The sequence below is a fragment of the Olleya sp. KKT75 genome (genome assembly GCF_055635485.1).
This window is the reverse complement of sequence record NZ_CM145759.1, coordinates 1,003,874-1,019,107: the sequence shown is the minus strand read 5'-3', so window position 1 is coordinate 1,019,107 and position 15,234 is coordinate 1,003,874. Positions and strand designations below refer to the sequence as shown.

Genomic DNA, 15,234 nt, shown 5'->3' with positions numbered 1-15,234 from the left:
AGGTTTTATCTTCTATTTTTGTGCTTTTTGTCGACGTTTTTTGCTTTTAGTCTATAATAGTATTTTTAACAGTTTTTCAAGACGTTTTTTTTTTAGTTTAGGTCTCTAATTAACTAACTACTTCTCAAAAAATGAAAAAAACTACGTTCATTTTAGCCTTGTTACTATTCTCTATTGGGTGGCAAGCTAATTCACAAATTACAACTTATCCTTACACGGAAGATTTTGAAGCTGGCGACGGAGGTTGGGTAGCAGACAATGGAACTGACGGTACTTGGGCACTTGGTTTGCCTGCATTTACAGTCATTAACAGTGCTGCATCCGGAGCAAACTCATGGGCAACAAATTTAACAGGAGATTATAACAGTTCAGATAATTCATCTGTAACTAGTCCTGTATTTGATTTATCAACATTAACAGCGCCGACAGTATCCTTTAATATTTGGTGGGAAGCGGAAAACAGTTTTGATGGTGCGGTTTTTCAAAGTTCTATCGATGGCGGTACAACTTGGGTAAATGTAGGAGCATTAGGAGATCCAAATAACTGGTATAATGATGACTCAATTAGTGGTAACCCAGGTGGTCAACAAGAAGGTTGGACAGGACGTAATGGAGGAGGCTCTAACGGTTGGGTCAATGCTAATCATGCTTTAATAGGTTTAGCAGGAGAAGCTAGTGTAATGTTTAGATTTGCATTTGGTTCTGATGGATCTATTGGAAGTGAAGGTTTTGCTTTTGACGATGTTTCAGTTTTTAATACAGATTGCCCTAGTCCTTCAGGATTAATGGCAAACGCAATAACGTCTGACTCTGTTGATTTGTCATGGACTTTAGGTGATGCAGAAGCGGCTTGGGAAGTCGTAGTGCAAACTGCGGGAACAGGATTGCCAACGTCAGGTACAGCTGTAACGACTAATACAGGATATACGGTAGGATCATTATCACCTGCAACAGATTATGAAGTATATGTTAGAGCAGATTGCGGTGGAGACTTCAGTGTTTGGGCTGGTCCAGTAACTTTTACTACAGCTTGTGCTGTTTTTACACCTGATTATTTACAAGATTTTACAGCGATTCCAGCAGTTTGTTGGGAGGTAGCAGATAGTGGTGATTCAACTACGGGACCTGGTGATATAGGGACTTCTTCATGGACACAAGATGGTTATTTAAACAATGGTACAACAGGAGCATATAAGATTAACTTATGGGTTGCTACTAAAAGTGACTGGTTGTTAAGTCCGCTTTTTGATTTAACAGGTGTTCCTTTTCAAGTAGAGTTTGATTTTGGTGTAATGCCATTTGGAGGTTCAACAGTAGCGGGGACTTTAGGATCTGATGATACAGTTGAGTTAATGATAACTACGGATAGTGGAACAACTTGGACAGTATTACAAACCTTTGATGCTTCATCAGTAATTCCTGACTCAGGATTACATGTTGTACAAGATTTATCAGCGTATTCTGGAGCTACTGCTCAATTTGGAATTAGAGCTTCAGAAGGAACAATTGATGATGCACCAGATAATGATGTATTTGTAGATAATTTTCAAGTAAGAGCAATACCTTCTTGTCCAGATCCATTGGCTATAGCAGCAGTGGTTACTGGAGATACAACTGCAGATATTACTTGGGATGCAGGAAGTACAGAAACAGAATGGCAAATATGGATTCAGGCAGCAGGAACAGGAGTACCAACAACGGATGGTGTTGTTACTAGTTTAAATACGCCATATCCAGCAACAGGATTAACACCTAGCACAGCTTACGAGGTATATGTTAGAGGAAATTGTGGAACAGAAGGGTTTAGTACTTGGATTGGACCAGTAAACTTTACAACATTTAATACTCCTCCGCCAGTACCGGTAGGCGTTACTTGTGCAACAGGAGATTCAACATTTATATTTACAGAAGATTTTGGTAATGATACTAATTATGTGCCATCAGGCTGGACAGGAACTACTTTTTCAGACCTTGATGGAAATTGGGATATTACAACCGCTAACGGAAATTCAGGCGGAACAGGTCCAAATATTACTTGGGACGGAAACGCAGGAACACACCTTGAATATGAAGGTTCAGGAAATACAACTAATGTAGCCTCAGCAATTACTCCAGCAATAGATTTATCTGCAGCAGTAGATGGCGCGGAATTATCATTTTGGATGCATGCTTTTGGAGACAATATGGGAACCTTAAATATTGGTGTTAGTACATCTGCAACAGGACCATTTACTTCAGAATACACTTGGATAGGTGACTATCAATCAACAGCAGATGAAGCTTGGGTACCTATTGGTGTTAATTTAGATGCCTACTTAGGACAGGTGATTTATATTGAAATTAGTTATGTAGGTACAGGAGAGACCTTTGAAAGTGATATGTCAATCGACCAAATACGTGTAGAAGCTTGTGGTACATTTTGTGTTGCGCCAAGTGGTCTTACAGCAACAAGTATTACAGAGAGTACAGCAGATATTTCTTGGACACCTAGTGGTACAGAAACTGAATGGAACTATGTGGTGCAATTAGCAGGAACAGGAGTACCAACTTCTGGAACTACAACTACTACAACAACAATATCTGAAACAGGATTAAACGCAGCTACAGATTACGAAGTATATGTACAAGCGGTTTGCGGTACAGACTCAAGTACTTGGGCAGGACCATTTAATTTTTCAACAGTTTTACAATTCGATTTTGTGCTTGATTGTGCAACAGACGGACCACAAACTATAAGTTACTGTTATGAAAATAGTGATACTAATATCTTTACATTTTCTTCAACAGACGGAACACCTTTAAATATTACATTTACAGCAGGTCAAGTAGAGAGTGGTTGGGATGAGTTAGTGGTATTTGATACGGACGGAGTAACGGATCTTAACACAGCAACACCTTACGGAAATGGTGGAGATGTGTCAGGAATAACTTATCAGTCGTCTGGAGATACTATTTCTTTTGGAGTACAATCAGATGGAGTTTTTGATTGTAGTTCTCAAGGTTATACATCACTTTCTGTAACAGTAACTTGTGCAACTTGTATTAATCCAGCAGCAACATTTGTCGTTGTTGACGATTGTGCAAACGGCGATCAATTTTTAGTCGATGTAGATGTAACGTCATTAGGAGATGCTACTTCTTTAGAAATAGAAGATAATCAAGGTGGCGCACCGGTAACGATAACTGCAGCAAGTGTTAGTCAATTTGGACCATATGCTTTTAATACAGATGTTGTTTTTACAGTGTCTAATGTAGACGATGCTAATTGTGTTATTACTAGTAGCGCAATATCTTTAGCAGCATGTCCACCAGCAAATGATAATCCATGTAATGCAACAGTAGCTTTAGTTAATAATGGTGAGTCTTGTATCGATGTTAATTCTGGAACTTTAGTAGAGGCAACAGATTCTGGAGTGCCAGCAGGTTCTTGTGCTACAGGTACAGACGATGACGTTTGGTATCAGTTTACAGCATTAGGAGAGCAACAAATAATTCAAATCTTAAATGTTGCTGGAGGATTTAACGTAGATCATGCACTTTATGAAGAAGGTGCTGATTGTAACGATTTAACGCAGTTATATTGTACTCCGGATGATTCAAGTATAACACCAACATTAACTGTAGGGAATGTATATTATATAAGAGTGTTCTCTGCAGGTACAACTGCAACAACTATAACTTTTGATTTATGTATCCAAACTTTAGGTGTGCCAACGTATTGTACAGAAGCATTACCAATTTGTGCAGATCCAACAATTTTTTACCCGAGTATAGTTGGTGATCAAGTAGCACCTTCTTATATCGATTACGATTGTTTAGGAAGTCAGCCAGATCCACAATGGAACACGATTCAGTTTGATGATGCAGGAGATTATGTATTCCAATTAGCACAAACTAATGATGCTGGAACAGGATTAGATATTGACTTTATTGTTTGGGGTCCATTCCCAGGTCAGGATGCAGGATGTTTTGAGTTATTACCAGAAGCTATAGCAGATTGTAGTTATTCTGCTACAGCAACAGAGACTATAACATTAACTGGAGTGCCAGCTAACTCAATTTATATAATTTTAATTACTAATTTCTCACAACAATCAGGTACTTATGTGTTTACTCAAGAATCTGGTCCATTAGATGGAACAAATTGTGATGTTGTTTGTGAAGTAGCTTTAGATTACGACGGAATCCTAATAGAACAAGGTGTAACAACTGCAGAAGGATCAAGTGATCCTATTAATTTATGTGGAAATGATTCTATAACATTAACAGCGGATACTGCTTATGCAGTTGATTCTTATGATTGGTACGTGAATGGTATTTATCAAGACGGTATAAATGCTCCTACTTTTGTTGCGACAGAAACAGGAACTTACCAATGTGTTGTAGGTGGTGGTATTTGTGATGATTTTACATTCTCAATATTAGCGACTATTAATTTCTATGACGCAGCAACAGCAGATCAAGCTTTAGATATGGAAGTTTGTGATGATGGAGCAGGAAACGGAGTGTTTGATTTAGAAACTCAAACAGCAACAATCTTAGGAACACAGGATCCTAGTGGGTTCTCTGTAACGTATTACAGTGCTTTATCAGATGCGCAAGCTGGTACAAGTGCATTAACATCTCCTTACACAGCTATAGACGGAACTACTATTTATGTTAGAGTGGAGGATGTTGATGCTGTAGGTTCTAATTCTGGTTGTGCTTCTACTAATACGACTTTTAATTTAGTGGTAAGTACGTCTCCAGAAGCGACACAGCCAATGGATATGGAAGTGTGTGATGACGGAACAGGAAGTAATGTATTTGATTTAACAGCTGATGAAGCTACAACAATAGGTACTCAAACAGGTGTATTAGTAACATATCATACAACTGAAGCTGACGCTTTAAGTGGAGATAATGCTATTGCTACTCCAGCAACTTATACTTTAACAGCAAACTCAGAGACAATTTATGTTAGAGTAGAGAATGCTACTGCAAGTGATTGTTTTGCAACAACAAGTTTTGGTATCTCATATAATCCAGCACCAGAAACAACATTTAGTACGGATATGGCTTTTGAAGTTTGTCCAAATGCAACATCGCCTATAACCATTACAGCTGATGCAGTAAATTATAGTGTAAGTGAAGTAAGTATCAAGTGGTATTATGAAGGTGGTGAAATTACTGGTCAAACAGGAGTTGAATTACCAACAGTTTTATTAGCTGGTGATTATGAAATAGAAGTTACCTTTAATGATTCAGGATGTACCAGTTCTGCATTTGTTACTGTAGACGAGTTAGAAACATGTATAATTCCTCAGGGAATATCTCCAAACGGAGATGGTATTAATGATCGTTTTGATTTAAGTAGTTTTGATGTACAAAGCTTAGAGATCTTTAACCGTAATGGTACTTTAGTTTATTCTAAAAACAATTATACATCAGAATGGGGTGGTCAAGCAGACAATGGAGATATGCTTCCAGTAGGAACTTACTACTATGTTATGAAATATCAAGGAACAAAAACAAAAGCCGCTTGGGTATACATAAACAAATAAACTAACTAGAAAACCAATAAGATAACAGATGAAAAAATTAGTATATATCGTATTCCTAGTGTTTATAGGCGTACAAGCCCAACAAGATCCGCAGTACACACAGTACATGTATAACATGAATGTGGTAAATCCAGCCTATGCAGGTTCTACAGAAGGTGTTGCTATTGGAGCACTTTATAGAAGTCAGTGGGTCGGGTTAGAAGGTGCACCAACGACAGGTACTTTAGCTATACACTCTCCAGTAGGAAAGAATGTAGGTTTAGGGCTATCTTTAATAAGTGATGAGGTAGGACCAGTAAAAGAGACTAATGCTTATGTTGATTTTTCATACACTATTCCAGTAGGGACAACTACTAAATTAGCGTTTGGATTAAAGGCAGGAGCAACGTTTCATGATATTGGATTAACACAAATTGATTTAGTAGATCCTAATGATCCTTTCTTTGCACAGAATATTAATGAAACAACTCCAAATATTGGAGCAGGATTATATTTTTATAAGCCAAACAAATTCTATATCTCGGCGTCTATGCCAAATATTTTAAACTCGGTACATTTAGATGCTAACGGGTTTAAGATTGGGTCAGAAACGCAGCACTTTTTTGGTGCAGTTGGGTATGTGTTTGATTTATCAGAAGACTTTAAGCTAAAGCCACATGCTTTAGCTAAGGTGGCGTTTGACGCTCCAGTAAGTTTTGATGTTAATTTAAATTTATTTATGTATGATTTTGTTGAGGTAGGAGCGGGATATCGTTTAGACGATTCTTTTAGTGGGATGATCAACTTTTTAGTTGCGCCTAATTTAAGAATTGGTTATGCGTATGACACAATCCAATCTCAATTAGATGTGGTAACTAATTCTTCTCACGAGATTTTTATCAATTTTGATATCAATTTACCAAGAAAAGTTTCTCGTTCACCACGTTATTTCTAATCCAATAAGCTAACCAAACAATGAAAAAAATACAACTATTTATATTCGCCATTTTAATAAGCAGCACAAGTGTGTTTGCTCAAAGTGATGCGACCAAAAAAGCCGATAAATTATTTGCTAAATATAAATTTGTAGATGCTATTGAGGCCTACAATAAATTAGTAGAAAAAGGGGAGGGTGATGCCTACGTATATTCTAGATTAGCAGAAGCTAACTATAATATTTTTAGTACAATCGAATCTGAAAAATGGTATGCTAAAGCTTTAGAGGCTGGAGCATCTCAACCAGAAATGCTTTTTAAGTATTCTGAGATGTTAAAAGCTAACGGTAAATACGATGCGTCTAATAAGCAAATGGACAAGTTTGCGTCTATGAGACCGGGAGATGATCGTGCAGTAATGTACAAAGCTAACCCTGAGTATTTATCTAAAATATTAGATAAAGGAAAAAAGTTTAATGTGCAAAACTTAGATCTTAACAGTAAAATGTCTGATTTTGGAGGAACACTTCAAGATGGTAAATTATACATTACGTCTTCAAGAAATGCAAGTAGAAAAAACTATGGTTGGAATGAAGAGCCATTTTTAGATATCTACTCATACACAGCAGCGGAAGATGGGTCTTACCAAGGAGAAACGCTTTTAGACGGAAAGATTAATACTAAGTATCATGAAGGTATTACAAGTTTTACTCCAGATGGTAAAACAATGTATTTTTCAAGAGAAAGTTTCTTTGAAAACATTTACGAAAAAGATAGTTTATCTAATACAAAGTATAGTGTTTTACACTTATTTAAAGCAAGCAAAGGAGCAAATGGATTCTCTCAAGTAGAAGCTTTACCAATTAACAGTCAGAATTATTCTATTAAAAACCCTACTATTAGCGCTGACGGAAGTACAATTTACTTTGCTAGTGATATGCCAGGAGGTTTTGGAAATTTTGATATTTACAAAGCATCTTTAGATGGTAATGGAAAAGTTGGTACACCTGTAAATATGGGTCAGAAAGTAAATACGGAAGGGCAAGAGATGTTTCCATACATTAGTGATAACAATACGCTTTACTTTTCTTCAACAGGACATTTAGGTCTTGGAGGAATGGATGTATTTTATACTAAGGAAATTGATGGTAAAATGGCGCCAATACGTAATGTTGGAATCCCTATTAACAGTAATGGAGATGATTTTGCTTTTAGAATGAATGAAGAAACGGGAGAGGGATTTGTATCTTCAAACCGTGAAGGAGGAAAAGGAAGTGATGATATCTATGGTATCAAAAAGTTACAACCGTTATGTGATGTGTTAATTGTTGGAACTGTTTTAGACGAAAAAACAGGAACGCCATTAGCAGGAGCATTAACAACATTAGTAGACGCTCAAGGAAACGTGTTAGCTTCTAAGCCTGCAAATGCAAAAGGTGTAGTGGAATATATTGTAGAGTGCGAAACTGGAACTGAATTACAAGTGACTATGGATGGTTATGAAAGTAACAAAGTAACAATAGCTGCAAGTAACGAAGAAGAAGTTGCTGTAACAGTTAGTTTGAAGCCTATAGAGGCTATTGTAACGCCAGAACGTGTTATACTTAACCCAATTTACTTTGACTATGATAAGTCAAACATAACAGCTCGTGCTGCGTTTGAATTAGATAATTTAGTACAAGTGATGAATAAGTATCCAAATATGGTAATACAAGCAACATCACATACAGATTTTAGAGGGTCTAATCAATACAACCAACGCTTATCAGAAAGACGTGCACAAACAACGACACAGTACGTGATTTCTAAAGGAATTGCTGCTAGTAGAATTTCTGCTTCAGGTAGAGGAGAGACAGAGCCGGCTATTGATTGTAATCCTTGTACGGATCAAGATCATGATCTTAATAGAAGAAGTCAATTTTTTATTATTAGTGGAGGACCACAACAATAAATATATTACAAGTTATACAACCAGAATAAACCAAAAAAACCGATAAAAAGCCCCACTATAAAGTGGGGCTTTTTTGATATATTATATTTTGTTTTTGGGTGTTATTTATTCAAAACCACTACTTTTTTGACTAATTGCAGGCTTTTTAAGCTTTTGTAGCATGTTTTGGTTTGCGTTAAGGATAGTAGTGGCATCCTTTTTAGTGGTGTAAACTATGGGTTTATTGGATGTAGTGTAATTGGCTTTTAACTTGTAGTGTAATGGTGTTACTAGTGTTATAAAAAGATATAACGGATAGCCTGACCTTTGTCCTGATATTAAAAATCAGGACAAAGGTAACGCCATAAAAAGTGTTAGTTTTTGGGCATAAAAAAAACCTTACTAAATAAATAGTAAGGTTTTTTTGTTATTTAATTTGTTTACCATTTTGATCATTAAAATGATATTCAAGGTATGTGTAAGCATCTCTTGGTTGTATCTTTACCCATTTTTTGTGTTCAAAAAACCATTTTGAACGAATCGATGGAAAACCTTTTGTTAAAAAGGCTGCTATAAAAGGATGTGTGTTTAAGGTCACCTTTTTGTAGTCTTTTTTTAATAATTGTTCTAAGTCATGAGTTATTTTAGGCACAATGTTAATTGGCGCTTCGACTTCTTCTCCTTTAAAACCGTTAGGATTATCCTCTCTGGTTTTAATGTTCATTTCTGGTCTTACTCTTTGACGTGTTATCTGAATCAATCCAAACTTACTAGGAGGTAATATTTTGTGTTTGGCACGATCATCTTTCATCTCATCACGAAGATGATTAAAAAGTTTTTTCCTGTGTTCTGCAGTGTTTAAATCTATAAAATCTACTACAATAATCCCACCCATATCACGTAATCTTAATTGTCTTGCAACTTCTGTTGCTGAGATTAAGTTTACTTCCAATGCGGTGTCTTCTTGAGAGTTTGCTTTGTTAGATCTATTACCACTATTTACATCTACGACGTGAAGTGCTTCTGTATGTTCTATAACAAGGTATGCACCTTTAGACATAGAGACTGTTTTACCAAAAGCGGTCTTGATTTGTCTTTCTATTCCAAATTTTTCGAAAATAGGAACGGTAGACTGATGTAATTTAACTATTGATTCTTTTTTTGGTGCAATTTGCTGCACATATTCTTTTACTTGTACATATAAAGCATCATCGTCTACATGAATTCCAGTGAAGGTGTCATTAAATATATCTCTTAACATTGAAGAGGCTTTATTTAATTCGCCCAGCACTTTGGCAGGATGATTTGCTTTATGTAATTTTTTACACATTGCCGTCCAACGACTAAGCAAGTTTTGTAAATCTTTATCTAGTTCGGCTACTTTTTTGCCTTCTGCTACAGTACGCACAATAACTCCAAAACCTGGCGGAGTTATACTCCTAACCAAACGTTTTAAGCGCTCTTTTTCTTCTTTGCTTTCTATCTTTTGAGAGATGGAAATACGATCAGAAAATGGTACTAAAACAATATATCTACCAGCTATAGACAGCTCAGAGCTAATCCTTGGGCCTTTAGTAGATATTGGTTCTTTTACTATTTGTACTAAAATAGACTGATTTGATTTTAAGACGTCAGTTATCTTTCCGTCTTTATCAATATCTTTTTCAAATGGGTAATTTTTTAAAGAAAAATCTTTTAGTTTACCTGTGCTTACACTTTTTGTGAATTTTAAAAGGGAGGACATTTTTGGACCTAAATCATGATAATGCAAAAATGCATCTTTCTCATAACCTACATTAACAAATGCAGCATTTAGACCTGGAACAGCTTTTCTTACTTTGGCAATAAACACATCACCAACCGCAAAGTTGTTCCCATCTTCCTCTTTATGTAATTCAATTAACTTTCCATCTTTTAATAAGGCAAAATCAACAGCTTCTGGACTAGATCTAATAATTAATTCTTTATCCATTTAGGTTAATTTTTATCCATACAATAAAGTACAGATGGATTATACATATACCTTAACTTGTAATAAGTTAAGGTATTTTTTTTTCACAGGATTTTTTAAATCCGGTAGAGTTTAATAATCACGCAAGGTTTTACGTGTTATAGATAAACTCTATTTCAAAGAACTTTGTTTCTAATAAACCAAAAAAGTAGTTTATAAAAACTACTTTTTTGAATTATTTTTTCTTCTTGTGACGGTTAGCGCGTCTACGTTTTTTACGCTTATGCGTTGCAACCTTGTGTCTTTTACGTTTTTTACCACTTGGCATAGGGTTAATTTTTTTAAATTAATAATTCGATTATATTGTTTTTACTTTACGTCAACGTTAGTTTTTACACCCTCTACAAATACTTTTGCAGGTTTAAACGCTGGGATATTGTGAGCAGGAATCTTGATAGTCGTATTCTTCGAAATATTTCTTCCTGTTTTTTCTGCTCTTGTTTTAATAATGAAGCTACCAAAACCTCTAAGGTATACATTGTCGCCTCCTTCTAAAGATGTTTTAACCTCTTCCATGAAAGTCTCTACAGTTGCCTGTACATCTCCTTTTTCAATTCCTAGTTTTTCAGAAATCTTTGCTACTAAATCAGCTTTAGTCATTTTCTTTTCTTATTTGCGTTATTAATTTTTCTAAGGGTTGGCAAATATAGTCATTTATTATTCAATATTTCAAACCTAATTCATTAAAATTTAATGTGATAAACTTTACTTTTGCTTTTCTTACTTTTTTCTAATAAATGAATCTATCAAAACAACTAATTAATTGGTACACAGATAATAAGCGTGATTTGCCTTGGCGTAACACCACTAACCCTTATTTTATTTGGCTTTCCGAAATTATATTACAACAAACACAAGTCGTACAAGGTTTACCTTATTATACCGCTTTTACAACCAATTACCCAACTGTTTTTGACCTAGCAAACGCAGACGAGCAAGATGTGTTAAAGTTGTGGCAAGGACTTGGTTATTACTCTAGAGCCAGAAACTTACATGCTTCAGCCAAATATATAGTAAATGAATTAAATGGGCAATTTCCAGACACTTTTGATGATATTTTAAAATTAAAGGGTGTTGGAGATTATACGGCAAGTGCCATAGCATCCATTTGTTTTAACCAAATCACCGCGGTTGTAGATGGTAATGTATATCGCGCACTATCTAGAATATATGGTATTGAAACTGCCATAAATACAGGAAAAGGGTTTAAAGAGTTTAAAGCTTTAGCACAACAATTAATAGATGTTAAACAACCGGCGACTTTTAATCAAGCTATAATGGAGTTTGGTGCACGTTTATGTAAGCCCAAAAATCCTGATTGTAATATATGTCCTTTTAATACGGTGTGTGTTGCATTACAAAAAGGAACAATAACTGAGCTGCCAGTCAAGCTGAAGGCCAACAAGGTTACTAAAAAACATTTTAATTTTATAGTCATTCTATCCAAAGACAACAAAACTATTATTGAACAACGTCAAGGTAGTGGTATTTGGCAAAACTTATATCAGTTTCCGTTAATCGAAACTGAAAAGGAAGCCACGCATGAGTTTATAGTAAACGAGATTGAAAATTTAGACATTTTAAAAGACGCAACGTTTGATGTGTCTTTATATAATGATAAGGTTATTGTCCATAAATTATCACATCAACATTTAAATACTAAATTTTGGATAGTTACTTTAGATCAAGAGTTATCAAAAGGCGTGTCTATAAAACAAATTAAGGATTATCCTGTGCCTATTTTGATTGGAAATTTTATTGAAAAATTCAATTTTTAAACTATAAACCATAACACCTCAATATTTTTTATTAAATTTATTTACATTGAAGCTTAAAGCTGTAATTTTGTAGCGGTAAAAACCATAACTTATGTCAGGAACATTAAATAAAGTAATGCTTATAGGGCATTTAGGAGATGAAGTAAAGATGCACTACTTTGAAGGCGGTGGTTGTGTTGGACGTTTTCCTTTGGCAACTAACGAGACTTATGTTAGTAAGCAAACTAATGAGCGTGTTACTAATACAGATTGGCATAATATAGTGGTGCGTAATAAAGCAGCAGAAATTTGCGAAAAATACTTAACCAAAGGGGATAAAGTATATGTGGAAGGACGTATAAAAAACAAAAAATGGCAAGACGACGCTGGTAATGAGCGTTATAGTACGGAAATACAGGTGTCCGACTTTACATTTTTAAACACAAAACGTGATCCAGAAGCGGCTCCAGGAGCTGCTCCAGCAAAGCAACAAGCTAATCCAATGGCTGAAAAACCAGCAGCACCAAAACCCGTTTCTAGTGATGACGATCTTCCGTTTTAATAATTAATTATGGATCCCGAACCCTCGAGTTTTTTAGCGTTATTAGTTACCAACAATATTAATGTTGTACTTGGTTTTGTGCTATTAATAGTACTGTTAATATGCTCTGCAATGATATCAGGAGCAGAAGTGGCCTTGTTTTCACTATCCAAATCAGATTTAGAAGACGAAAATTTAAAAGGTAAAAAACAAATTCAGATTATCTCTAAACTATTAGTGCGTCCAAAAAAATTATTGGCAACAATATTGGTGGCTAATAATTTTATAAATATTGGTATTGTAATATTGTTTGCCTTTTTAGGTAATTATATTTTTGCAAGTATTGCCTCTCCCTTAGCAAAGTTTGTATTAGAAGTTGTTGTTATTACCTTTTTAATATTATTATTTGGAGAAATTTTACCAAAAATATATGCTAGTCGTAATAACTTAAAATTTGCGACGTTTATGGCATATCCACTGCGTGTTTTAGATGTGTTATTTTCACCTTTAAGTTTGCCTATGCGTAGCATAACTTTAGGGATACATAACAAACTAGGAAAGCAAAAATCAAATTTAAGTGTTGATCAATTATCTCAAGCATTAGAGTTAACCAGTGAGCATGATACCACTAAAGAAGAACAAAAAATACTACAAGGAATTGTTAGTTTTGGTAATACAGATACCAAACAAGTTATGCAACCACGTATAGATGTATTTGCTCTAAATGTTGAGCAACCCTATAGCGAGATTATACCGGAAATTATTGATAATGGGTATTCTAGAATTCCGGTTTATAAAGACAATATGGACACTATTATTGGTGTGTTATATGTAAAAGATTTATTGCCATATATAGATAAAAAAGGGTTTGATTGGACTACATTATTAAGAGAACCGTTTTTTGTGCCAGAAAACAAAAAATTGGATGATTTAATGGCAGAGTTTCAAGAAAAGAAAGTCCATTTAGCGATGGTAGTAGATGAGTATGGTGGGACTTCTGGCTTGGTATCTTTAGAAGATATAATAGAAGAAATAGTAGGTGATATTAGTGACGAGTTTGATGACGAAGATTTGATTTACTCAAAACTAGATGATAAAAATTATGCTTTTGAAGGTAAAACTGCCTTGAAAGATTTTTATAAGATTATTAAAATAGAAGACGATACTGTTTTTGAAAACCATAAAGGGGAAGCAGAAACATTAGCTGGTTTTATTTTAGAAAATTCTGGAGGATTTCCGAAACGTAATAGTAAAATAAATTTTGAAAAATACGTTTTTACTATAGAAGCATTAGATAAAAAACGAATAAAACGTGTCAAGGTTACATTACCTTAAACAATAACTAAATAGGCGCTAATATTGCGTTTAAGTGCTCTTTTTATGAAAAAAACAATAGTCATTCTTATCTCATTTATTGTATTAGTAAGCTGTGGAAGTGACCCAATTCCAAAACCAAATGGATATCTAAGGTTAGAGTATCCGCAGGCACAATACAAAACCTATGATCAAGATTTGCCATTTACTTTTGATAGAAATGCGCAAAGTGATACCATACGTTTTAAGCCATTAAAAGATGTTGTGGAAAGCTTTGGGTTAAATATAGAGTACAAGAAGCTTAAAGGGACGATTTACTTAACCTATAAGGCTATTGATGGTCAAGAGCGCTTAACTAAATATCTTAAAAACGCACAAAACTTTACACAAGAACATACTAAAAAAGCGGACGCTATTGAGGAAGTCGTTTGGGAGAACCCAGTTAATAAAGTGTATGGTATGTTTTATGAGGTTGGTGGTAACGCAGCATCACAATCGCAGTTTTATATAACAGATAGCATTAATCACTTTTTAACAGGATCGCTTTACTTTTATGCTAAACCAAATTACGATTCTATTTTACCTGCCGCACACTACTTGCAAAAAGATATTAAGCGTATTATGGAAAGTGTGGAATGGAAGTAAATGTAGTATTAACCATAGCTTAAATAGCAGAAACAAGATATTGGACTAAAAAAAAATCGCTTTACCAGCGATTTTTTTAATTAGGCGCATTTGTAAAAAAAAAATATTAAGCTTGCAGCTTTGTTATCAATTCAATAATTTTATTTTGAACCGTTTCAGCAACTTCCTCTTTTTTCACCTTTAAAAAGACAAAACAATTGGAGTAATTACCTTTCAAAGCGTCATTGTAGATGTGTTTTCCTTTTGTCTTAATTTCAATAGTTGATGTCAATGTTCTATTATGACGGTTGATAGATGTTAGTTTTATTTTTTTTAATACTATTTTTTCAATTGTGATCTCTCTTTTCTGAGTGTTTTTTAGTTTGTACTGACTACCAACATTTTCAAAAATCAATTTATCATCACTAACACTTAATTGGGTGTAGTATTTATTATTTATTCCGTTTTCTTTCATTAATATATTAATTTCTGTAATGTCTTTATCTAAGTCTGTAGATTGGGCAAAGGAAATGGTTGCGCTTATTAAAATAATAATTAAAGTAATAGTCTGTTTGATTTTCATAATTCTAATTTGTAATA

10 protein-coding genes are annotated in these 15,234 nt (G+C 34.6%); 7 read left to right on the top strand and 3 right to left on the bottom strand.

Annotated features, from left to right (window positions below; genetic code table 11):
* The first annotated feature begins 131 nt into the window (after window positions 1-131).
* The 3 genes from ACZ2G2_RS04585 to ACZ2G2_RS04575 are packed head-to-tail and all read left to right on the top strand — an operon-like array spanning window position 132 to window position 8,408.
* Window positions 132-5,543, top strand: coding sequence for a T9SS type B sorting domain-containing protein (locus tag ACZ2G2_RS04585; protein ID WP_470394219.1), 5,412 nt, complete (start codon window positions 132-134; stop codon window positions 5,541-5,543).
* Window positions 5,544-5,571: 28 nt separating this feature from the next.
* Window positions 5,572-6,477 carry a PorP/SprF family type IX secretion system membrane protein gene (locus tag ACZ2G2_RS04580; protein ID WP_090841632.1) on the top strand — a complete coding sequence of 302 codons (906 nt, stop codon included), beginning with the start codon at window positions 5,572-5,574 and terminating at the stop codon, window positions 6,475-6,477.
* Window positions 6,478-6,497: 20 nt separating this feature from the next.
* The gene (locus ACZ2G2_RS04575) at window positions 6,498-8,408 is read left to right on the top strand and encodes an OmpA family protein (protein WP_282069249.1); all 1,911 of its coding nucleotides are present in this window, start codon (window positions 6,498-6,500) and stop codon (window positions 8,406-8,408) included.
* Window positions 8,409-8,814: 406 nt separating this feature from the next.
* On the opposite strand, the gene ACZ2G2_RS04570 is transcribed toward ACZ2G2_RS04575, so the two are convergent.
* Together ACZ2G2_RS04570 and ACZ2G2_RS04565 are read right to left on the bottom strand one after the other, a co-directional pair.
* Window positions 8,815-10,359 (bottom strand): Rne/Rng family ribonuclease, encoded by a 1,545-nt coding sequence (locus ACZ2G2_RS04570; RefSeq protein ID WP_090841628.1) that lies wholly within the window; start codon window positions 10,357-10,359, stop codon window positions 8,815-8,817.
* A 348-nt stretch (window positions 10,360-10,707) separates the two neighbouring features.
* Window positions 10,708-10,998, bottom strand: a complete 291-nt coding sequence (locus ACZ2G2_RS04565; RefSeq protein ID WP_055442767.1) for an HU family DNA-binding protein — start codon at window positions 10,996-10,998, stop codon at window positions 10,708-10,710.
* A gap of 137 nt (window positions 10,999-11,135) precedes the next feature.
* On the opposite strand from ACZ2G2_RS04565, the gene mutY reads away from it, so the two are divergent.
* The 4 genes from mutY to gldD all read left to right on the top strand — a co-directional run bounded on the left by mutY (window position 11,136) and on the right by gldD (window position 14,655).
* Entirely contained in the window at window positions 11,136-12,176 is a 1,041-nt protein-coding gene (mutY, locus tag ACZ2G2_RS04560; protein WP_470394216.1) for an A/G-specific adenine glycosylase, read from the top strand.
* A gap of 91 nt (window positions 12,177-12,267) precedes the next feature.
* A complete protein-coding gene (locus ACZ2G2_RS04555) occupies window positions 12,268-12,717 on the top strand; it encodes a single-stranded DNA-binding protein (protein ID WP_470394215.1) in 450 nt (149 codons plus the stop codon).
* 9 nt (window positions 12,718-12,726) lie between these two features.
* Window positions 12,727-14,031, top strand: a complete 1,305-nt coding sequence (locus tag ACZ2G2_RS04550; RefSeq protein WP_090841622.1) for a gliding motility-associated protein GldE — start codon at window positions 12,727-12,729, stop codon at window positions 14,029-14,031.
* Between the two features lie 45 nt (window positions 14,032-14,076).
* On the top strand, window positions 14,077-14,655 hold the full coding sequence (gene gldD, locus ACZ2G2_RS04545) for a gliding motility lipoprotein GldD (protein WP_470394214.1): 579 nt from the start codon (window positions 14,077-14,079) through the stop codon (window positions 14,653-14,655).
* A gap of 106 nt (window positions 14,656-14,761) precedes the next feature.
* On the opposite strand, the gene ACZ2G2_RS04540 is transcribed toward gldD, so the two are convergent.
* Window positions 14,762-15,217 (bottom strand): hypothetical protein, encoded by a 456-nt coding sequence (locus tag ACZ2G2_RS04540; protein ID WP_470394212.1) that lies wholly within the window; start codon window positions 15,215-15,217, stop codon window positions 14,762-14,764.
* Between the last annotated feature and the right edge of the window lie 17 nt (window positions 15,218-15,234).